This window comes from Pelagirhabdus alkalitolerans, assembly GCF_900096905.1.
Lineage (GTDB): Bacteria > Bacillota > Bacilli > Bacillales > Amphibacillaceae > Pelagirhabdus > Pelagirhabdus alkalitolerans.
In genome coordinates this window covers 45,620-67,521 of sequence record NZ_FMYI01000006.1, presented here as the reverse complement: position 1 = coordinate 67,521, position 21,902 = coordinate 45,620, and the positions used below count along the sequence as shown (strand labels likewise).

Genomic DNA, 21,902 nt, shown 5'->3' with positions numbered 1-21,902 from the left:
GCCCCTTCATTCGCTTTAAGAATGAAAAGGCTTTTTGTGAGTGACTCTGGCTGGGTTCGAACCAGCGACCCCTTGCCTGTCAAGCAAGTGCTCTCCCGCTGAGCTACAGAGTCATATTAAAATTAACTGTTCCTATAATATAATTGATCTGTTCATGATCGTCAAGGACTATTTTGTTATCGAATTATCTTTCATTTAACAATTCGTCTTCATTTTTTGGTATGATATAGGAAGAATTCTGCATCATGCAGATACTCTAAACTAATAACTTAGAATGAGGAACGATACATGCAATCTAAAAAATTACCAATTGATTATACATTAGTCTTCTTGTTAGGCTGTTTATTTATATTTAGTTTATTAGCTATATACAGTGGCTCAGGACAATATGCTAGCGGTAACCCTATGTTTTTTGTTCAAAGACAAATTATGTGGTACGTCATCGGGTTTGGCGTTATGATGGGAGTTGCGTATTTAGATTTTGAACTATTAGAAAAATGGACACTTCCCTTTTATATAAGTGGCGTCTTATTGTTAATTCTCGTACGTTTTATTGGGATTGAACGTAATGGTGCTCAAAGGTGGCTTGACTTAGTAGTTATTGAAATTCAGCCGTCCGAATTTATGAAAATCTTTCTCGTCTTACACATAGCTGCCCTCTTAACAAAAGTGGGAAAATATAAGCTGGACTTTAAAGAAAGTATACCCGTAACATCAAAGATCTTACTATATACTTTATTACCGACGTATTTAATACTTGATCAACCAGATTTAGGTACGACAATGATGATTTTATTTGCCGTTTTCGGTTTAATCTTCGCATCAAGTATCTCGATGAAAATGGTCATGCTTCTGTTCTCGTTAGGAATAGCAGGTGTGATGACTTTAGTCTACCTGTTCTTTAACAATTTCGAATTATTTAATGAAATAATTGCTGATCACCAATTATCAAGGATTTATGGTTGGCTTAATCCTGCTGAATATTCTCAAGGATTTGGCTATCAACTCCAACAAGCGCTTCTCGGTATTGGTTCAGGGCAGTTGTCTGGTTCAGGATTCACTGCTGGATACCAAGTTCAAAGTGGTCGTATTCCTGAGGCACATACTGACTTTATTTTTGCTGTGATTGGTGAAGATTTTGGGTTTGTTGGCGCTAGTATATTAGTGATTCTATTCTTCTTGCTCATTTATCGCATTATTACAATCGCCTTTCACGCAAGCTCATTATTCGGGGTGTACATTTGTATTGGTGTGATCGGATTATTTGCATTCCAAGTCTTTCAAAACATAGGCATGACAATTGGTTTAATGCCCATTACAGGTTTAGCTCTTCCTTTTGTTAGTTACGGGGGGAGTGCATTATTGACCAATATGATGGCAATTGGACTTGTGACGAGCGTTCATTTAAGAACAAAAGAATACATGTTTAGTAGTGAAGAAACAATTTAACCATTAAGGAGACATCATAATGAAAAACCGCTTAAAAAAATTTGACTATGGGTTAATTATTGTTATTTTGGCCCTATCGGTCTTTGGATTAATCATGGTCTATAGTTCTAGCTATACATTAGCTACAAGAAACTTTGGTAGTGGCCATTTCTTTTTCCTCAGACAATTACAGTGGTTTGGGATCGGGCTCATTGTCTTTGTTGTGATGTCATTTATTTCATTAAAGAAATTAGGTGAAATGAGCCCACTCTTAGTTGGACTAGCCATTATATTACTTGCCCTTGTCTTAATTCCAGGTGTTGGTGTCGTTCGAAACCAAGCACAACGTTGGATCGGGGCTGGCCCAATTGTCTTCCAACCGTCTGAAATTGTTAAAGTGTTTATGATCATTTATTTCGCCCATATTTATACGAGAAAACAAAAGTATATTAATGATTTTAAAAAGGGCGTCATGCCACCTCTTGTTATTTTAGCCTTTGTTTTCGGATTGATTTTGATGCAACCAGACTTAGGAACCGGTACACACATCGTCCTCATATGTGGACTCATTGTATTATTCAGTGGTGTTAAGTTTTATCATATTGCCCTACTCGGTTCAGTAGCAGCTGGTGGCTTTTATTTCTTTGCTCAAAGTCAACCGTATCGTTTACAACGGCTGACCTCTTTTGCTAATGCATTTGATGATCCATCTGGAGATGGGTTCCAATTAATCAACTCTTACGTGTCGATTGGTACGAGCGGACTTACAGGTAACGGTCTTGGAAACAGTGTACAAAAATTAGGTTACCTACCAGAAGCACACACTGATTTTATTATGTCTGTTATTGTTGAAGAATTGGGCATTATCGGGGTCACGTTTGTAATAGGAGGTTATCTATTCATTCTGTACAGAGGCATTCAAATCTCTAAAGAAGTGGACTCCCTTTATTTACGACTGTTAGCATTAGGTATTACTTTTCAATTCATCACGCAAGCTTTCTTTAATTTAGGAGCTGTCAGTGGCTTATTACCAATTACAGGTATACCGCTTCCTTTTATTAGTTATGGTGGTACATCACTCGTTTTCACCTTATTAGCAGCTGGTATCTTAGTCAATGTATCCGGACGACGAACACAACCATCTACGACACAACAGGAAACACGTTAACTCTAGGAGGTAACAATTATGCATATTGCAGAAGCTATAACTAAAGAACAAATCGAAGACGCATTCTCCGTTCGAGATCAAGTTTTTATAAAAGAACAGGGCGTCTCACCCGATATTGAACACGATGAACACGATAAAGATGCGATTCACATTATTGGTTACATAGATGAAGTGCCAATTGCAGCAGCAAGAGTAAGAATTGTTGATCAAATTGGAAAAGTTGAACGTGTATCTGTTATTAAATCATATCGTAATAAAGGGTATGGTAAGCAAATGATGAAGGCTATTGAGCTCATACTCATTCGACATGATTTGAAAAAAGTACGATTAAACGCTCAAACACGTGCGCTCGATTTTTATCAAACGCTACACTACATCCAGACATCAGAACCATTTTATGAAGCTAACATTGAACATGTCTCAATGGAAAAAACGCTATAAACGTATAATTCCCTCCTGATTCGATCATCATGATGATACAGGGGGGATTTTTGTGCATTTAGGGTCAATCTTTATTGAAATCATTTTTGGTTTTATTATATTATTTGTGCTCACCAAATTGTTAGGAAAAACACAAATTAGACAGTTAACCGCCTTCGATTTTATTTCAGCACTTATATTGGGGGAATTCGTTGGGAATGCGCTCTATGATGAGGGCGTTGGAATAAAGGAAGTTGGGTTTGCTGTCGGTTTGTGGAGTTTGCTCATGCTAATTACAGAGTGGATCTCACAGAGGTTTAAAGGTTCTAGAGCTTTAATTGAAGGTATGCCTGCTATGGTCATTCATAAAGGTAAATTACAGCGCGATGTCATGAAGAAAAATAAATTGGACATCAATCAATTGTTGCATTTATTAAGATTGAAAGATGTTTTTTCGATTCGAGACGTTTATTATGCTATTTTGGAAACCGACGGTACAGTATCAATCCTCAAAAGTTCTTCAAAAGAGGCACCTGTAAGGTCTGATTTTAATTTACCTGCACAATCCGTTACACTTCCAGTACCTCTAATAAATGATGGTGAAATTATTGATGATAATCTAACTGAAATTAACCAAACCACCACCTGGTTACTTGAACAATTAAAAAAAGAGAAAGTCGATGACATTAAAAATGTATTTTATGCCGAGTACGAACCAAATAAACCCCTTTACATCGAAACAATGTAAAGGGGTTTAACTTATACATATTCATTAACCTGACCACCAATTCCAGTCATCTCAGCATACAATTTGTTCGTCTCTTGAGAGATGACATGTTTAGGTTGTCCGTTAAAATGATCTTTAGGTTCATTAAAATCTTGACCCGTGAACATGTTAGAATGCGTATTGCTTGCTGAAATTTTTTCTAATTGTACTGGATAAGGTTTCTCGATAGAAACTGGATCGTGATCCGGTATGATCACACGTTCATGATAATTTTGAGCTGTAAAGTTCACAATTGGTGCTATATAACCCATCAGTCATCCCTCCTTTAGTATGTATATACCCGCTCTCATAAAAAATATGCTTTAGAAACAATGAAACTTAAGAGCTTTTTATTATCTTTAAACATTCGCCCACACTGAGATGTGCAACCAGCATACTCTATAATTGATCATACTTTTAATATTGAAAGGAGCCGATTGTTAATGTCGTGTGGAGGAAAATATCATTCAGGTCATTGCGTTTCAGACATATTACGTGAAATTGCTGATGCTCAAAATAACATTCATGATTGCGCATGTGATTCAAGTTGTGAGCAATCAATCGCTGATTTACTCGGTGATACATCACCAGCAAGCAATTTAGATACTGTACCAGTTATTTTGTATTGTAAAGATTGTAAGCCATTTAAAGGGTATGGTGCCCCTTTAAATCAAGTTCAAAATGTATTTGGAAGCTTTTATTTCAGAGTTAAATGTATCGATAAAGACCAATGTGCAGTTCTTGAACTATTAAAAACACCTAGCTGTCAAAAACGCGACCCAAGATCTCCGGTCGAACAAGACACAAGTAACCTAAGAGGCACAGGCGTATGTATTACAGTTGATGTGAAATGCTTCTGTCATATCACATGCCTACCTGCTATTAATGCACTATAAATGACACCACTTAAAAAACGAGCGACTTCATGAAGTCGCTCGTTTTCACTCCCTATGACTTAAAACTAATAATACGAATAGCTTTTAGTTGATCAATTGACAACGATTGTCGTCTTCTTGTTCGATTATTTATAATAATTAATTGACCGTCTCTTGTTGAGAGTGCTTGACCTTCTATCTTTTCGTTTCCAACTTCAAATTGACAAACAAAAGATAGCATCGATTGTTTAGAAGGTATAATATAATCGATCTTTTCTCGAATCGTCAGGTGTTCAAAAGATTGATCCTTTTCTTCTTCATCAGCTGAAGTCACGGTTTCAAATGGTTCATACTCTTCTCGCTTAATTGAAACTGGCAAACCATCTCTTCTACTTTCATAATCTGCATCCCAAGATTTATATTCATCTTGCATTGAAGGGGATGGGCGTTCAAATGTCGGTTGATCGATATAGTAAATGGGCCGGTTCTTCATCCGTTCACCTCCTATTCGTGACAGTATATGAAACGGCAGGTCATCATGTGAAAAGTCCATAAGCTGATATTTTTCATAAAAAAACACTCAATCTACAATATAAAATGAGATCGAGTGTTTATACTTACTATAATATTTAAGATAGGCCGAGAATACTGTAGCCTGAGTCTACATGAATAATCTCACCGGTTACCCCTTTAGAAAGGTCACTTAATAGATAATAAGCTGTTGAACCGACTTCTTCTTGTGTGACGGTTTTTCTTAGCGGTGCTTTTTCTTCTATTTTCTTAAGAATTGAGTTAAAGTCACCTACACCTTTAGCTGAAAGAGTACGAATAGGACCTGCAGATACGGCATTGATTCGAATACCATCTTTGCCTAGATCATTCGCTAAATATTTCATACTTGCATCTAAACTTGCCTTTGCAACACCCATCACATTATAGTTCTGAACAACACGCTCGCCACCTAAATAAGTTAACGTAACAACACTTCCGCCTTCTGTCATTAATGGTGCTGCTTCTCTTGTTGCTGCAATTAACGAATAAGAACTGATGTTATGAGCCGTTAAAAACCCTTCTCTTGAGGTTTCAACGAATTCACCCTTTAGGTCTTCTTTATCAGCGAATGCAATACAATGAGCCAACCCATGAATCACACCGACATCCTCTTTAATTGATTGAAAAGCTGATTTGATATCAGCATCATCTGTTACATCACATGGATAAAAAAGTGAGTCACTTTTCGTTAATGTATCCGCTAATTGTTTGACTGGTTTTTCGAATCGTTCGTTTGCATACGTGAAAATTAAGCGAGCACCCATTTTATCAAGTGCTTGAGCAATACCCCAAGCAATACTTCTCTTATTCGCAACGCCCATGACAACATAGGTTTTTCCTTCTAATGAAACATTCATCGTGTGGATCCTCCTTGATTTTAAAACTTGTTATTAGTACCTGATACTATTTTAACCGATAAGTCGGTGAATCTCAATCATTTCTAGTCAATTCACTCGCATATTTTTCAAATCTCATGTTAAGCTATGTTTACGAAACAATGGAGGCTAGATAAATGAAATTTGATATCATTGGAGATGTACACGGTTGTAAACAAGAACTGATTGAATTAATAAATAAACTAGGTTACCAAAAACAAAATGGGCATTACTATCATCCAGATGATCGACAACTTATTTTCGCCGGTGATATTACCGATCGAGGACCACAATCCATTCAAACCATAGGACTCGTTTACCAACTCGTTTATCACGATAAAATTGCTATTTATATTCCAGGTAACCATTGTGATAAATTGTATCGTTATTTCCTAGGAAATAACGTGCAAATTCGACATGGTTTAGAGACAACAGTTGAAGAGTTTTTAGCTTTATCAGAAAAAAATAAGACACACGTAAAGGAACAATTTATGAGTCTATATGAAAATGCACCGCTATATTTCAAATTTGAACCACTCAAATTGATTGTTGCACATGCGGGTATACCTGAAAAAGCGATTGGTCGCAAAGACAAAAAGGTGAAATCTTTCGTCCTATATGGTGATGTGACAGGACAAACACATGAAGACGGTCGACCTGTTAGAAGAGATTGGGCAGCTGATTATCAAGGTGAGTATTGGATTGTGTATGGCCATACCCCTGTATTAGAACCTCGCTTTTTAAACAAGACCGTTAATATTGATTTAGGTTGTGTCTTTGGTCATCGTTTAGCAGCGTTTCGATTCCCTGAAAAACAAATTGAAACAGTCGATTCAACTCTCCCTTTCCAAGCTGAGAAATTTACAAATTTCGATTAAAAAGCACCTTTTTCATTGAAAAGGTGCTAAATCATCTGGAATCTGACTCTTTAATTGGACATATTCTTTTGTGATCGGATGAAAAAAACGGAGGTAATCACAATGAAGGGCGTGACGTTTCAATAACTGACAATCTCCCCCATATAAATCATCACCGATAAGCGGATAGCCGATATGAGCTAAATGCACACGAATTTGATGCGTGCGTCCCGTATCAAGTTTTAAATCGACCCATGTGTAGTCATTAGTTTGGTGCCTTCTTTTAAAATGGGTGATAGCTTTTTTACCTTCATCTGATACTTCTCTTTCAATTATAGAATCCGATTTTCTCCCAATCGGGGCATCTATAACGCCTTCTTCTTGTGGTAACTCTCCATTCACTAAAGCCTTGTAGCCCCGATCAATTTCTGAGTTGTGTAATAGACCGTGAAAGAAGGCATACTTCGCGACCAACATAAGCCCAGAAGTATCTCTGTCTAATCGTGTAACTATATGAATAGTTGACGATAAACCAATCTTGTCATAATAGTAAATCAATCGATTCGCAATCGTACCACTTTTATGTATAGGCGACGGTATGGTTGCTATACCTGCAGGCTTATTTACGACAAGCAAAAAATCATCTTCATAAACAATGTCTAGTTCCCCGCCCTCAGGAAATAACAACGGCCCACGTGTCTCCGTTGGAAAGGTGATCTCAACACGATCCCCATTTTTTAAAGGGTGACGAACATCGACACGTTTACCATTAACTTTAAGTTCTCCTCCATTGAACTTAACCGATCTCAACGTATTACGTGAAAGACCAATCGAATAGCGAATAAAATCTCGAACTGTTTTATAATCTGTGTCGTTTACTTCCCACTTCACGCTCTCAGTCCCCCACTCAATTATCGCTCATCTGATATGAAGGATTCATGGACACGTTTCCAGAAAGGAAATGGTCTAAACCGGGCGAAACGAATCCTTTCTTTAGCGACGGAACATTCAATCGCTTGAACATTGTCTAAATTCTTCGTTATATGATCAATGGTAATGAAAAAGTTATTACTTTTGGTTGTTGGTTTAAATTGAGTAACATGGTGGCTCGGTAATATTAAAGGTGACCCAATCGTTCGGTAAACACGATTGTTAATCGAAGACATCTCAGTAATTTGCATCGTAGCAAGCGATGGGTGAATAATCGCACCACCAAGTGCTTTATTATAAGCTGTGCTACCAGAAGGCGTCGAAACGCATAGTCCGTCTCCACGGAATCGTTCGAATAATTCACCGTTAATCATTACATCCACAACAACAGATCCTTCAATTTTTTTAATTGTCATTTCATTTAAGGCTAAGTAACGGTCCGGTTCTTCCTGATTCTCTTGATAAATCTCAGTAGAAAGCAAAGGATATTCGACAATTTCAAATGTTTCTTTAGCAATTTCCAGCACAAGTTTCTCAACTTCTTCCGGTAACCAATCAGCATAAAACCCTAAATGACCCGTATGAAGACCAATAAACGCTGTCTCTTTTAAACGATGGAAGTAATAATGGACAGCATGGAGGAATGTTCCATCTCCTCCAACCGTTATGACAATTTCTGGTTCTTCTTCATCAATCTCTAAATCGAAATCTAACAGATATTGCTCAATAATCATCTTAATTTTATTTGACTTATGGTCTCCTTTAGTTGTAACGGCAAATTTCATATTCTAAGCGGCCTCCTTTATGTTCAAACCCAACAACGAATCACTCATGTTTTTTACTTTTTAATTGATGGAATATCCATTGTGCCTCTTGTACTTCATCTTTAATTTTAGCCATTTCCTCATCTAGTTGAAAGGCCGCTTCTGAAGCTCGTTTAAGACGAGCTTTTATATCAGAAGGGATTTGACCACTATATTTATAGTTCAATGAATGTTCATTCGTTGCCCAAAAATTCATAGCTAGTGTCCGAATTTGAATTTCTGCTAATACATGTCTTTCACCATGAATAGTTGCAACAGGATAGCGAATAATAAGATGGTAAGATCTATAACCACTTTCTTTTTTGTTTTTTATGTAATCTTTCTCTTCTATAATGTTAAAATCATGTCTTGCTTTTAAAAGGTGAACGATTGAATAAATATCATCAACAAACTGACAGACAACCCGAACACCTGCAATATCTTGAAGCTCTTCTCCAATTTCTTCAACCTTAATGCCTTTTCGTTTTGCTTTATCCAATATACTTGCGACAGGTTTTACACGTCCTGTCACTAATTCAATCGGTGAATGCATCGCTTCAATTTCATATTGCGTTCGCATACCTCTCAATTTCACTTTTAATTCTTCAACCACTTGTGTATAAGGTACTAAAAATGTTGACCAATTTGCATTTTGCTCCATAACGTCACCACCTTATATCCATTTTAGCACAATCGATATGATTTCTAATAGCGAAAATCTCGACTTTTATTGTCACCTTCTACTATAATTAAATGGATAAGACAGTGAAAAGGAGACCTATATATGTCACAAGAAATTGAAATTGAACTAAAAAATTTATTAACAAAAGATGAATATCATCGTTTACTCAAAGCCTACACGACTGAACAAAGTAAAATCGAAAAACAAGTCAATCACTACTTTGAAACCCCTAATTTCGACCTGAAAAAAAACGGAGCAGCTTTACGCATTCGACTAAAAAACCAAAAGTACACAGTAACCCTTAAACAACCGCATACTGATGGATTACTTGAAACACATGCCGATATTAATGAGGATATATTCAAAAAATGGATCAACAATCAGCCAACACGTGTGCCAGAAATTGAACAAGCGTTATCTAAACTTAGCATCGACTATCAAGATCTCGAGTATGGTGGTTCTCTAACAACAGAACGTATGGAAACAGAAGAAAATGATACACTTATTGTCATTGATAAAAGTGATTATAACGGTATCACCGATTATGAATTAGAAATTGAAGCAAGTTCGAGACAAGATGCAGAAAAGAAAATGAAACAACTTTTAAGTGATTATGCCATTACAAATAAAGAAACCCCTAATAAGATTAAACGATTTTACGACACAATGGTTAAATAAGAGCATGTGAGGCTTATTGGTTGCCCTTATGCTTAAGTCACTGGTACAATGAAATACAGTTAGACATGCAACAAGATCGTCAAAATAACAACAGATGAGGAAAGGAGAATCGATGTGAGCTTCAAACAAACTGGGCCTTCACTCCAAAAACAGACAAACGCGGCGCAGTATAGCTACTTTGATCTTCTCAAAAAACCAATTGAAATATATATATTTATTGATCCACTATGCCCAGAATCTTGGTCATTAGACCCTATTATAAAGAAATTGCAATTAGAATACGGACGCTTTTTTACAATACGTCCTATACTAAGTGACAAAGTATCTAAACTTAACCAAAGAAAAAATGATCATCCAACTCAGTTAAAGCGAATGTGGGAAAAAACAGCGAATCGTACGGGAATGTGTTGTGATGGCGATCTTTGGGAAGAGGATCCGTTAACACAACCTTATCATGTAGCTTACGCAATTAAAGCAGCTGAACTACAAGGGATAAAAGCAGGTAGACGTTATCTTAGAAAAGTACAAGAATATTTATTTTTAAGTAAAACAGATATCTCTTCAGATCAACAATTAATTCAAATAGCTAAAGAAACAAACCTTGATTTAGATGAATTTAAACGTGATCTTCATGCTCATCCAGCCAAAAAAGCATTCCAGTGTGACTTAAAATTATCAAAAGAAATGGAAGTCGACCAAACCCCTTCGGTTGTATTCTTCAATGAATCCATTGAGGATGAAGGTTTGAAATTATCTGGTGCTTATGATTATCATATTTATGTCAAAGTTCTAAAACAACTTTTAGAACGAGATGTTCAGCCATTTGATAAACCGAAGCTTGAGGATTTCCTATCACACTTTAATTTTATTGGTTCTCATGAAATTGCATTAATATTTGATTGGTCAATCGAAAAAGCGTGTAAAGAAATGAAAAAACTACAACTTAAACAGTTAGTAACAAAAGTTCCCGTTAAACACGGTGTATTCTGGCGTTATAACCCAAGACCTTGATGAATCAAGGTCTTTTTTTATCAATAAAAAAAGGATGCACCTATATAGGTGCATCCTTAGCCATGACACAATCGGTCATGGGGGGATGGGAGAAAGTTTCAGATCAAACAAAGGGGTTTTGTTTGTTAAACATCTCACAATCTAAATATAGCAATTCCTAAAGAATGTTTCAACCTTTTCACCAATAATTCACAGAAATGTCATAGTTAACTTTTATAAATAAATCATAAATATGAAACAAAAGAAAAATTGGAGGTTTTCACTGTGACGATTGTAAAACTTTTTATCATTTTGCTCATTTTAACTGTTTCTATTGGATTTCATTTTTTAGGGTTGATGCAATTCTTTTCTGTTTTCATAACATTCCCTTTGTTATTTCTTACGTTTTATTACTTATTATTTCTCTTAATCGGCAACCGCCATTTCAGAAGATTTTAACAATTAGTTGAGCTCGTTAAATAATTGTTCCATCTCATTTAACTTAGCTTCAAAGACATCTAGCGCGTCTAATACAGGCTTTTGCTCTGTCATATCAACGCCTGCTTGTTTTAACACATCAATTGGATCATATCGGCTTCCTGCTTTTAAGAAATCAAAATAACGTGTTTTAGCATCTGATTCTTTATTCAAAATAGATGCCGCTAATGATTGGGCTGCAGCATAACCTGTCGCATATTGATAAACATAGTAATTGTAATAAAAATGAGGAATTCTAGCCCATTCTAGACCAATTTGTTCATCGTGAATCACACCTTCACCATAATACATTTGATTTAATGCATAGTATTCTTTTGTTAAACGTTCTGGTGTGAGCACTTCACCTGATTGGTCAAGTTGATGAATTAAATGTTCAAATTCAGCAAACATTGTTTGACGGAATACAGTTCCTCTAAATCCATCTAAAAAATGATTAATTAAAAATAATTTTTCTCTTTTATCTTCAGTATTATTAATTAAATAGTCATTTAATAATGCTTCATTACATGTTGATGCGACTTCAGCTACAAAAATTGAATAATCACCATATCTAAACGGTTGATTTTCACGCGTGTAATAACTGTGCAGCGAATGACCAAATTCATGTGCTAAGGTAAACACATTGTTTAAATTGTTTTGCCAATTCATTAAAATATATGGATTTGTACCATATGCACCAGAAGAATAAGCACCGCTACGTTTCCCTTTATTTTCTTCCACATCAACCCAGCGATTAGAGAAGCCTTCTTCTAAACGGCTCACGTATTCATCACCTAATGGCGCCAAAGCTTTAGTTAAAATCTCTTGAGCCTCTTCATACTTATAGCGCATATCAACGTCTTTAATTAAAGGCGTATATAAATCATACATGTGTAATTCATCAAGATCTAAAACTTTTTTACGTAATTTAATGTATCGGTGTAGGATATGAAGTCTGGAGTGGACAGCTTCAATCAAATGATCATAAACCGTTTCTGGTATATTATTCGGTTTAAGTGCAGCTTCTCTTGCTGATGTGTAGTTGCGAATATTAGCGTATACATTATCCTTCTTAACTTGTTGAGACAATGTTTGAGCAAACGTATTAATAAATTGTTCATACGTATCATACATCGCGTGAAACGCTTCTTCTCTAACAGATTGCTTTGTTGCTTCCATAAAGTTAATATAGCGGCCATGTGTTAATTCAACCTCTTCACCTTCATCATTTTTGACTGGTGGAAAGGTCAAATCTGCATTATTAAGCACACCAAACGTCTGAGATGCTTGGTTTGTAACTTCACTCAGCTGAGCAAGTAATGCTTCTTCTTTTTCATCACGAACATGATCACGCTTTCTTAAAATATCTTCTAAAGCTTTTTCGTAATGCTTTAACTCAGGCAGTTGATCCATAAACCGATCAATTTCTTTAGGATCTATTTGTAAAATTTCAGGCACAATAAAACTCAATGCTTGTGCAACGTTGGCATATAAAGATTGTGCTTTCGTATTAAGTGTTTGATAAAAACTATTTGTCGTATCTTGGTCATAGCGCATATGGGCATAGGTATACAATTTTCCGAATCTTTCAGCAACATGATCCTCAAGTTTTAATAACTCATAGAGGGATTCTGGTGAATCACTGATGCGACCCTGAAATTTTTTAAATTTTTCTAGCATCTCTTTAATATGCTGACGTTCTTTTTCCCAAACTTCATCGTTTTCAAAAATGTCTTCCAAACGCCATTTTTTATCCTGCTCAATTTCTTCTCGTTTTTTCAATTGTTGACTCATACTATAAGACTTACCTCCCTAGAAAAGTTAGTGTTATATATAGAATAACCGATTTTCATTCAGATTACTTATATTTCACCTTGTTTTTTAGTAAGTCTTTCATTTTTTTATCACCCTTTAAAGCTTCCTGTGGATTGCAATAGGTTTTGAGTCGCCGAATGACAAAATACATATTATCTTCAAATGTTAAGATTTTTAGTTGAATCAATAAATCTAAATATTCCTTAACTGGATCGATTGGGGTATTGACCAAAGGCAAAAGCATTTGTGATTTTTTATATGGTCTCATATAATGCATCACTTGATGATAGGAGAATCGTTTATGGTTATTAATAAAAACATAGCAAAGACGACTTTGCCAATCCCAAATAGAACAATTCATTTTTAATTGATAACGGATTGGTAAACCGACAAAACTTGATATTGTTGATGGGTGTAACTGCATGTGATAGAGCCAATTTCTAAATGCTTTTTCCTTTCCATAACAGTGTTTTGGCAGATGGAATCTAAACTTAAATTGTTCCTTATACCATTCATCAAGCATCTCTTTATTGTACTGAGTATGTGGTGTGTCAAAAAAGGTAAGTTCACGGAGGGGATTAAATTCAAAAAGTCCAATTGCTTTTGACGTATCTGTTTGGGCGAACAGATGAAATTTTGCAAACTGTTGGCGAATCGGACAATAAAAATACATTAGCGGCGATTGACAGTATGGGGTGGAATGCAAGTATAACTCTAATGTTTTGGTTAAATGAATTGAGTATTTGCTTAGACGTTTCATTTGCTTAGCACCTAAAATCCATATAGGCATGATAGAAATCGATTGATAAGCATAAGTTCGCTTTAATATGTCTTTAATCGGAATCTTTGCACATTGATATTCAATCACAAACAGTCGGTTATTCCATTTTACGAAAAGATCGGCTCGTTGCTTAATCGATTGAATGTAATGCTCCAATGACACCTCGACATTTTGAGCTTTTAACCAGTTATACAAATCTTTTTTGCCTTGTTCATGAATCTTCCCTTCACCTTTAGAGAGATTATCACAGTCCGATTTAGACCGATGAGCAAAATGAGCAATTTGTTTTAATCCTGCCCTAAGTACAACTCTTTCCTTACAGGCTGGACAGTAATAACTTAGATTCTGTTTCTTAATCAATTGCAGTTCATGCGTTTTTAGTGTCGAGGGAATAAATGTATCACCTGATTTTGTTATTGCGAGAAGCATATGTCGCCTCCTTTTTTCGTAAGAAGTTCGACATCTCTTTTTTTAAACCTTCATATAAAAACATCTCATCTTAGTAACCTTTTGAATATCGGCTTCAGTTTATTCTTTGTTTCAGACATTTTAGTTTACTTATTAGAAATTACTATCTTGTCCTTCGACCGAATAAATATATTGAACTTAGAAAAAGTTTAGGAAAGACAAACGAACAACAAAAGGTTACCCCATTGTTGTTCGCTACTTGAATTAGTTTATTCATTTTTATCCAAAACGCTTTAAGGATTAAAGTAATGCTTAATTTGCGCTAAAGCATTATCTTCAAAAATCACTTTTCCGTACTCTTGAACTAATGGAATCGCTACTTTTTGTTTTGAACCAAATTCATACATCATACTTAGCATGTTATCTTGTACATGATCATCTAAGATCGTATCATTAAATTCTAAGATGAGAATGTATTGACCTTGATAATGATAAAGTGAATCATCAATACCATCAGTCGAATCAATATGATGACTTAGCTGAATGGCATCCTCAAATTCATTAAATACAACAATATGGTGGATAAGTCGAACAGGCGTCTGCTCCTCTTCGCTACTGCTTTCACCTTTACCAAACTGCGATTCTAGTAAGTCTTCTAGCTTATCATCCATTTGCTTCTCAATACCTGGCGAATCAAGAGGTAACTCAATATTTTGACCGTCTTTCGATAATTGGGCTTTGGTTACCGTTACCTCTAAACCCTTTTCCATTGCTTGAACTTGAATCCATAGAGGGCCTTCCATATCAAATGATTCTTGGTCTCCAGCCTCATCCATCACTTGCCAGAATAACTGTTCACTACGTTCGCGATTATACCAAATTTCTTCACGATTAAATCCACGATCTTCAATATCCATATATGATATATAAAATTTAACGGTATTTTCATTAATTCTCTCTATTTCCATTTCGTACACTCCCTTCAAAAAGGCATTTAGCTCATCTTGTTGTCTCATAGTATATTTACCCGTAATACTAACGTTTTAACCATTAGTTCTAGGTATCCTTATTTGCTGTTTACCTATTTTAACGTATTTTAAAGCGGTTGTCACCCTATAAACAAAAGATGCTGCTACATTTGAATATGAAAAAACGCAACCTGTATTAATGGTTGCGTTTTATTAAAATGTTAAATTAATTGACCATCTTTTGTGCTTCTTTAAGCTGGAAGGTTCTCACTTTACGAGGTAAGAAGCGTCTAATTTCATCTTCATTGTAACCTACTTGAAGACGTTTTTCATCAATGATGATCGGTCGACGTAAAATACCTGGATTTTCTTGAATAACATCAATTAATTCCTTGAGTGGCATTTGGTCAATATCTACTTTTAATTTCTGGAATACTTTTGAACGTGTCGAAATAATTTCGTCTGTGCCATCCTCAGTCATTCGTAGAATTTCCTTGATCTCATCAAGACTTAACGTATCAGAAAATATATTACGTTCACGGTACGGAATATCATGTTCTTCTAACCACGCTTTCGCTTTTCGACAAGATGTGCAACTTGGCGAGGTATAAAGTGTTACCATTTGACTTCACTCCTCAAAATATATTATCAATCATTAAATACTTCGTTTGTCTTATTATTAGATTAAATTAATTTTAATTTAATAACTTAATTCAATTATACTACACTTACTTATTTTTTTGTAGAGGTTGTGTGATTTTTACTTATAAATTACACAATTATAATCTCATTATCGGCTTACAAACATACTATTCCCACTCAACGAAAATGTTAAACCTTAATTTAACATAGAAATTTAGATTTTTATTCTCAATTATGTCATTAAAAAAATGTCTTAATTGAAAAAATGGAGTGATTAACTAACCTTTTAGCTAATCACTTCCATTTACTAGTTACGATCTTTTAAATTTTCAAAAATATTATCCGCTTCTCGTTCGGTATCATATGAAAGAACCTCTTCAACATCTTGATAAGATTCTCCATAAATTTGTTCATCTTTGTACGTATGGATATCTTCATACATTGTTTTCATCTGTTTATAAATTGTTTCCTCATCCGCATTTGTCGGAGACCAATACAGGATCTCTAGAGGCTCCTCTTCTTTTGTAGCTAAAGAGCGGCGATTATAACCAATGCTCATCGCATGCGTGAACCCTTCACGTTTATAAAAGTGAAGCCTCTTTTTCGAATCCGTGTCTGAATAGTCAACTGGCTCCACCTCTAAAATAATCGGCTTATTCTTTCCTTTCAATTTTTCAATTAGTTGATGACCTAACCCTTTACCTCTTGAAGATGGTGAGACATACAAATAATCAATAAAGATAAATGATTCAAATTCTGCATACATCATGACATGTTCAATACCTTCATCTTTATAGTAAACGTCACTTTTCTCTTTTAATAATAAATCCATATGTTCTTTCGATTTCATTTCGTGTATTGGAAAATAATCATTTAATTTTTCAAACCAATCCATTACCTTGCACCCTTTCTCTGTCATCAAAGCCTTTATTAGTATAACGAAACACGACACATTTGTTAAACGCGCTAAATCTTTACTTTAACCACCTTACCCGCAAATATAGAGACTTATGCAATTTAAGTATAAGAAAGCTCTTCTTTTCATAAAAAGAAGAGCTTTTACTTAAAATTAATCTAATGGCGTGTAATCGACACCCTCAGTATAAGTGTTTTGTGCATTCCACAGTAGGAATTCATCAATACCATTTTCGTTCAGTGCACGAATTTGTGCTTCTACTTCATCAACACCATATCTAAAGACTTCACCACTATATAACCAAGGGGCATCAAAATCTTGCAGCCAAGGTCTTGATACAGGTGGTGTATCAAGTGCATCTAAAATTTCGTTTTCTAATTGAGCGTATTCATTAACGAGCTCATAAGGTTCCTCGTCTGGGTTATCAATCCCAAAATGTGGTGTCCAATGACTTGGATAGATCATCGAAGAGATCACATCGACATTATCAGAAATTCTTGAAAAGTTCTGTCCAATGCCTGGTGTTTCTTCAACGGTTACTGCATACCCAAAAATATCAACAGATACATCCACATCGTAAGGTTCAAGTTGTTCGCGTGCGTAAGCAACAAAATCCGTTACTGCTTCAACACGTTTTTGAACACCTTCCATTTCGACATCTTCGTAGTCACCTTGAGAATAATCTAATATTTCATCCCGTCTTTCAAATCCTTCTGGGTAACGAACGTAGTCAAATTGAATTTCTCTGAATCCCATTTCAGCAGCTTTTTTAGCAACTTCAATGTTATAATCCCATACTTCTTTTTCATAAGGGTTTACAAATGCTTCGCCTCTATTATTGACCCAAACGTCTCCATCTTCTAAAAATGATAAATCAGGTCGTTCTTTAGCCAACACGCTGTCTTTAAAGACAACAACACGTGCGATTGGGTAAATTTCATGCGCTTCTAGAGTCTCCATCATTTCAGTGGGATTACCAATAAAATTACGTGAAATATCATAATATGGATCATCTTCGTCCACTTTATAAGTAAGGTATCCATCATCATCCTTGATGTCAATCACCATTGAATTTAATTCCGTAGTATCAACAAGGTCAAGTAATGTCTCAAAGCGAGACCCGCCAGCTGAATGTCCTGTTAAATAGATACCTCTCACAGCATCCTCAGGATAAGGAAAATCATAACCTGAATCATATGTAAAACGCGCAAAGCTAACAGGTGCTTCGGGTACGGCTAATTGTAATTCTCTGTGTTGATGCTCACTTGCAGTTAACAGTTCAGCTTCATTTTCTTCTGCTTGAACCCCTAATGCAAATCCAAATAATCCAACAAACATAATACTTAGGCTAAATAAAAAGTGATTCATACGTCCAGTTAATGTCATCTGTTGTTCCCCCATCTATTTACATTCATCTTGTTTATATTTTTGCCAATATAACTACATTTATTATAATAAAAATAAGGAAATAATGATATAAGAAATTACAAAATCCAACAAAAAGTACTAGAAGATTAAAAATAATAAGCGGATATTCTTCGTTACAACGACAGAACATCCGCTTATTAAGATCATCATTTGATTCCTAAAGGTACACTATTCTTTTAGTCAGTCTCTTCTGTTACACCCAATTGATAACGATGAATCCCTGTATCTTCATTGAAATGAACAGCATAATTGGACACGCGATCATGTACAGGTACGATCTGCATCCGGTAATGCATTGGGAACACTGGCACTTGTTCTGCCATATAGGCTTGCCATTCGCTGTATACTTCTTGTCGATACTCCATATCAAATGCTTCTTCTGATAAACCTTTTTCTAACAATTCATCTTGTCTTTCACTTGTATAACGTGAATAGTTAAACGGTGCGTATCGCCCATAAAGAGGTTCTGGATTAACATCTGTACCAACAGCCCACGCACTTACATAAACATCAATGTCAGGGTCATCATTTTCTAGTCGATCAAACAATACGTTGTTGTCCATTAGTTGACCACCTGCAAGTTCTACATTTAACCCAATGTCTTGCCATGATTGTACATAGTATTGAGCCATTGGTAGAGCTGTGTCACCACCTGCAACCGATGCAAAGTTAATCTCTAATGGCTCACCATCAGGATCTTCGCGGAAGCCATCACCCGTTACATCCACATACCCTGCCTCATCTAACAGATCTTCTGCTTGTTCCGGGTCATAAGTAGGTGTTTCAATCGATTCATCGTGGTAGTCAGGATGTGTTGGCGGAACAAGTGTCGTTGCATTCCATCTCAGACCATCAAATAATTCTTCACCTAATTGGTCATGATCAACCGCATACCACATCGCACGACGCAACTTAACGTCACCCATTTTAGCGTCTTCGTGCATGACATTTTGACCTGATTCATCATCCCACTCACCTAATTTAAAACCAATATACGTATACGTAAAATCAATATCACCTAAAAATGTTATATTCTCTAGATCTTGATTTTCCACATATTGATCCGTTGGGAATTGATTGAGTATATCAACCTCCCCACTTCTTAAATGTTCAGTCGCCACTTGCGTACCAATAACTTTGATTGTCACTTGGTCAAGGTTTGGTTCACCTCTCCAATAATCTTCATTTTTAGTGAGTAAGACTGATTCCCCAGGAACAACTCTTTCCACTTTAAAAGGGCCCATTCCAATCGGTGACTGTCTTACCTCTTCACTTGAAGCCATCTCACTCACTTCATATGCTTCAAATACATGTTTAGGAAGCGCATATGGCCAAATACCATTTGCTAAAAGAGACGGTGTCAGGCGCTCATACTGTATCGTTAAACTTTTCTCATCATGGATCGTAATACCAGAAATTTCTTCACTTTCACCACTATGATAAGCCTCCATACCTTCAATCATACGCATGTCAGCTCCGTATCTTGGACCTTCATAATCCGGATGACCAATGACCTCATATGCATAGGCCCAATCCTCAGCCGTTACAGGGTTTCCGTCATGCCAATTGACGTCATCCCGAATCGTTAACGTAATCGACTGATCATCATGATCAACATCATAGTTTGCTGCGCCATCTTGTGTATATGTATCATTCGCATCAAGTGCCAGAAGTGGTTCATCAAACCAATCTATAATATCTCGATCTCGATTATTTACATAAAAGTTATAATTTAAAACACCTTGGAATGGCGAATCGGAAACGATCCCGAAAGTGATCTCACCTCCGTCAAGAGCTGGTTCATCACTAATGATTGCTTGATTAAACCCGTCAATATAATCATGTTCAACAGAAACGTTAGATACCTCATCAGTTGATTGATCACATGCCGATAAAATAAGAATAGAACTAAATAAAAATAAGATAGCAATGTGTGTCTTTTTCAACCCATTTCCCCCCCTAATAGTAAGCATAAAATTATTAATACAAACTCAAATTATAGGGGAATATGTATGAATATTCAATAAAAAGATGGTGCTTTTGTATGCAAAACACCATCTTTTTTTATATTTAATCAATATATTCAAATGTCACTTCATCATTGTCTTCAATGTAATCAACTTTTAAATCATGACCATCGAAAAACCATAAGTCATCATTTTCAACCGCAATATGCAAGTCTCCAAATGACTCGATTACCCCTTCATCTATCACTTCGTCCACTTTATCAAAGCCGAGGGCGAAATCTTTTTGAACGGGACTACTTCCATATATTTTAGGGAAAAATTTCACGTATTCATCTTTTGAGACACCTACATCTTCTTTAAACCATTTTTGCGCGCGTTCTGTTACATGAATTTTCATTTTAATAATCCTTTCTAAACTATCACAAGGTGCTCAACAAAAACGTTGAGCACCTCGCTTTCTACTTTTATATTATTGCTTGATTCGACCTGCAATATCAACAAGACGTTTTGCTTGATGTAAGACAGCTGGCTTAATATCGTTTACCATTTGTCCCTCTCCATCAACGGTTACGCTCGCACCATATGGATTACCGCCTGTTGTAAACAAGACAGGGTCTGAATAACCTGGAGGCACAATCACAGCTCCCCAGTGCATCAGTGACGTATAAAGCGACAGAATAGAAGCTTCTTGGCCACCATTGTTGTTTTGAGCTGATGACATCGCGCTCACTGCTTTATTAATCAGTTTTCCATTAGCCCACAAGCCACCTTGCATATCTAAAAATTGCTTCATTTGTGCTGCAACACCGCCGAAACGCGTAGCTGAAGTGAATAGAATGGCATCTGCCCACTCTAAGTCATCTGAAGTGGCAACATCAATTGATTTAGTCTCATCAAAGTGCTCTTTCCATGCAGGATTTGAAGCAATCGCTTCTTCAGGTGCCAATTCTTCGACACGTTTTAATCTCACATTGGCCCCCGTTTCTTCTGCAGCCTCTTTTGCCCATTCTGCTAACTGATAATTCGTTCCAGTTGCACTATAATAAATAATCGCTAAATTTACACTCATTTTCCTAATACCTCCTAATATTTTCATAACTAATGGTAGGTATTCCCGAATTATCTTGAATTAAACCTATTTTATCCATGAATTATTTTTAATGAGGTTCAGCCATAACGACCCTTGCTTTGATTAAAGAAATTTATTATACTATTCTTAATTACATATAAAAAAAGTGATGACAAAGTTTAGGATTCTTTTCCACTAGCTAATAGCGAGCCTGGATGGTGTAAGCAGGTACTAAGGAAAGATGAAATTGGGGCTTTGGAACTTGTATGATAAAATACCGTTCATTCAAACGTTACTTGAATAAAAGAGATCTCATATCCCGAGATAAGTAAGGTGGCACCGCGAAAGCTTCGTCCTTACATAACTTTTGGGCATATGAGATTTTTACTTTAAAAAGGATAGGTGAA

At 35.9% G+C, this 21,902-nt stretch carries 23 protein-coding genes, 1 tRNA gene and 1 other annotated feature; of the genes, 8 read left to right on the top strand and 16 right to left on the bottom strand.

Annotated features, from left to right (window positions below; translation table 11 throughout):
- Positions 1 to 41: 41 nt before the first annotated feature.
- Positions 42 to 113 (bottom strand) — tRNA-Val (locus tag BLR62_RS08650).
- A 175-nt stretch (positions 114 to 288) separates the two neighbouring features.
- Between BLR62_RS08650 and rodA the strand changes: the two genes are divergently transcribed.
- From rodA to BLR62_RS08630, 4 genes are read left to right on the top strand one after another with little or no spacing between them, the layout of a single operon-like run.
- Entirely contained in the window at positions 289 to 1,449 is a 1,161-nt protein-coding gene (rodA, locus tag BLR62_RS08645; RefSeq protein ID WP_090795886.1) for a rod shape-determining protein RodA, read from the top strand.
- A gap of 19 nt (positions 1,450 to 1,468) precedes the next feature.
- On the top strand, positions 1,469 to 2,596 hold the full coding sequence (gene ftsW / locus BLR62_RS08640) for a putative lipid II flippase FtsW (protein WP_090795884.1): 1,128 nt from the start codon (positions 1,469 to 1,471) through the stop codon (positions 2,594 to 2,596).
- Positions 2,597 to 2,614: 18 nt separating this feature from the next.
- Positions 2,615 to 3,037: a GNAT family N-acetyltransferase gene (locus BLR62_RS08635; RefSeq protein ID WP_090795882.1), complete on the top strand. Its 423-nt coding sequence runs from the start codon at positions 2,615 to 2,617 to the stop codon at positions 3,035 to 3,037.
- Positions 3,038 to 3,089: 52 nt separating this feature from the next.
- On the top strand, positions 3,090 to 3,764 hold the full coding sequence (locus BLR62_RS08630; protein ID WP_090795880.1) for a YetF domain-containing protein: 675 nt from the start codon (positions 3,090 to 3,092) through the stop codon (positions 3,762 to 3,764).
- 11 nt (positions 3,765 to 3,775) lie between these two features.
- Here BLR62_RS08630 and BLR62_RS08625 read toward each other — a convergent pair whose 3' ends face one another.
- Positions 3,776 to 4,054, bottom strand: coding sequence for a hypothetical protein (locus BLR62_RS08625; RefSeq protein WP_090795877.1), 279 nt, complete (start codon positions 4,052 to 4,054; stop codon positions 3,776 to 3,778).
- A gap of 171 nt (positions 4,055 to 4,225) precedes the next feature.
- Between BLR62_RS08625 and BLR62_RS08620 the strand changes: the two genes are divergently transcribed.
- A complete protein-coding gene (locus BLR62_RS08620) occupies positions 4,226 to 4,678 on the top strand; it encodes a CotY/CotZ family spore coat protein (protein ID WP_090795875.1) in 453 nt (150 codons plus the stop codon).
- Between the two features lie 52 nt (positions 4,679 to 4,730).
- Here the strand turns inward: BLR62_RS08620 and BLR62_RS08615 are convergent, their stop codons facing one another.
- Together BLR62_RS08615 and fabI are read right to left on the bottom strand one after the other, a co-directional pair.
- A complete protein-coding gene (locus BLR62_RS08615) occupies positions 4,731 to 5,150 on the bottom strand; it encodes a hypothetical protein (RefSeq protein WP_090795873.1) in 420 nt (139 codons plus the stop codon).
- A gap of 136 nt (positions 5,151 to 5,286) precedes the next feature.
- On the bottom strand, positions 5,287 to 6,066 hold the full coding sequence (gene fabI, locus BLR62_RS08610; RefSeq protein ID WP_090795871.1) for an enoyl-ACP reductase FabI: 780 nt from the start codon (positions 6,064 to 6,066) through the stop codon (positions 5,287 to 5,289).
- A gap of 155 nt (positions 6,067 to 6,221) precedes the next feature.
- Between fabI and prpE the strand changes: the two genes are divergently transcribed.
- Positions 6,222 to 6,962, top strand: coding sequence for a bis(5'-nucleosyl)-tetraphosphatase PrpE (gene prpE, locus BLR62_RS08605; protein ID WP_090795869.1), 741 nt, complete (start codon positions 6,222 to 6,224; stop codon positions 6,960 to 6,962).
- Between the two features lie 12 nt (positions 6,963 to 6,974).
- Here prpE and BLR62_RS08600 read toward each other — a convergent pair whose 3' ends face one another.
- From BLR62_RS08600 to yjbM, 3 genes are read right to left on the bottom strand one after another with little or no spacing between them, the layout of a single operon-like run.
- Positions 6,975 to 7,832, bottom strand: a complete 858-nt coding sequence (locus tag BLR62_RS08600; RefSeq protein WP_090795866.1) for an RluA family pseudouridine synthase — start codon at positions 7,830 to 7,832, stop codon at positions 6,975 to 6,977.
- 20 nt (positions 7,833 to 7,852) lie between these two features.
- Positions 7,853 to 8,656, bottom strand: coding sequence for an NAD kinase (locus BLR62_RS08595; protein WP_090795865.1), 804 nt, complete (start codon positions 8,654 to 8,656; stop codon positions 7,853 to 7,855).
- Between the two features lie 40 nt (positions 8,657 to 8,696).
- Positions 8,697 to 9,335, bottom strand: coding sequence for a GTP diphosphokinase (yjbM, locus tag BLR62_RS08590; RefSeq protein WP_090795862.1), 639 nt, complete (start codon positions 9,333 to 9,335; stop codon positions 8,697 to 8,699).
- Positions 9,336 to 9,458: 123 nt separating this feature from the next.
- Here yjbM and BLR62_RS08585 point away from each other — a divergent pair, with 123 nt between their 5' ends.
- Positions 9,459 to 10,034, top strand: coding sequence for a CYTH domain-containing protein (locus BLR62_RS08585; RefSeq protein ID WP_090795860.1), 576 nt, complete (start codon positions 9,459 to 9,461; stop codon positions 10,032 to 10,034).
- Between the two features lie 114 nt (positions 10,035 to 10,148).
- The gene (locus BLR62_RS08580; protein WP_090795858.1) at positions 10,149 to 11,045 is read left to right on the top strand and encodes a ClpXP adapter SpxH family protein; all 897 of its coding nucleotides are present in this window, start codon (positions 10,149 to 10,151) and stop codon (positions 11,043 to 11,045) included.
- 441 nt (positions 11,046 to 11,486) lie between these two features.
- On the opposite strand, the gene pepF is transcribed toward BLR62_RS08580, so the two are convergent.
- The 9 genes from pepF to wrbA form a co-directional block, all read right to left on the bottom strand.
- Complete coding sequence (gene pepF, locus BLR62_RS08575; protein ID WP_090795856.1) at positions 11,487 to 13,295, bottom strand: oligoendopeptidase F; 1,809 nt, start codon at positions 13,293 to 13,295, stop codon at positions 11,487 to 11,489.
- Between the two features lie 64 nt (positions 13,296 to 13,359).
- A complete protein-coding gene (locus BLR62_RS08570) occupies positions 13,360 to 14,526 on the bottom strand; it encodes a competence protein CoiA (protein WP_090795854.1) in 1,167 nt (388 codons plus the stop codon).
- Positions 14,527 to 14,798: 272 nt separating this feature from the next.
- Entirely contained in the window at positions 14,799 to 15,473 is a 675-nt protein-coding gene (mecA, locus tag BLR62_RS08565) for an adaptor protein MecA (RefSeq protein WP_090795851.1), read from the bottom strand.
- A 226-nt stretch (positions 15,474 to 15,699) separates the two neighbouring features.
- Positions 15,700 to 16,095, bottom strand: a complete 396-nt coding sequence (spxA, locus tag BLR62_RS08560; protein WP_090795850.1) for a transcriptional regulator SpxA — start codon at positions 16,093 to 16,095, stop codon at positions 15,700 to 15,702.
- Between the two features lie 327 nt (positions 16,096 to 16,422).
- Positions 16,423 to 17,010, bottom strand: a complete 588-nt coding sequence (locus BLR62_RS08555; protein ID WP_090795846.1) for a GNAT family N-acetyltransferase — start codon at positions 17,008 to 17,010, stop codon at positions 16,423 to 16,425.
- Between the two features lie 174 nt (positions 17,011 to 17,184).
- Positions 17,185 to 18,417, bottom strand: coding sequence for a putative glycoside hydrolase (locus BLR62_RS08550; protein ID WP_245719440.1), 1,233 nt, complete (start codon positions 18,415 to 18,417; stop codon positions 17,185 to 17,187).
- Between the two features lie 218 nt (positions 18,418 to 18,635).
- Positions 18,636 to 20,432, bottom strand: a complete 1,797-nt coding sequence (locus BLR62_RS08545; protein WP_090795844.1) for an oligopeptide ABC transporter substrate-binding protein — start codon at positions 20,430 to 20,432, stop codon at positions 18,636 to 18,638.
- Positions 20,433 to 20,529: 97 nt separating this feature from the next.
- Entirely contained in the window at positions 20,530 to 20,823 is a 294-nt protein-coding gene (locus tag BLR62_RS08540; protein ID WP_090795842.1) for a HesB/YadR/YfhF family protein, read from the bottom strand.
- Between the two features lie 72 nt (positions 20,824 to 20,895).
- Positions 20,896 to 21,495, bottom strand: coding sequence for an NAD(P)H:quinone oxidoreductase (wrbA, locus tag BLR62_RS08535; RefSeq protein WP_090795840.1), 600 nt, complete (start codon positions 21,493 to 21,495; stop codon positions 20,896 to 20,898).
- A 160-nt stretch (positions 21,496 to 21,655) separates the two neighbouring features.
- Positions 21,656 to 21,856 (top strand) — a binding site (T-box leader).
- Positions 21,857 to 21,902 lie beyond the last annotated feature (46 nt).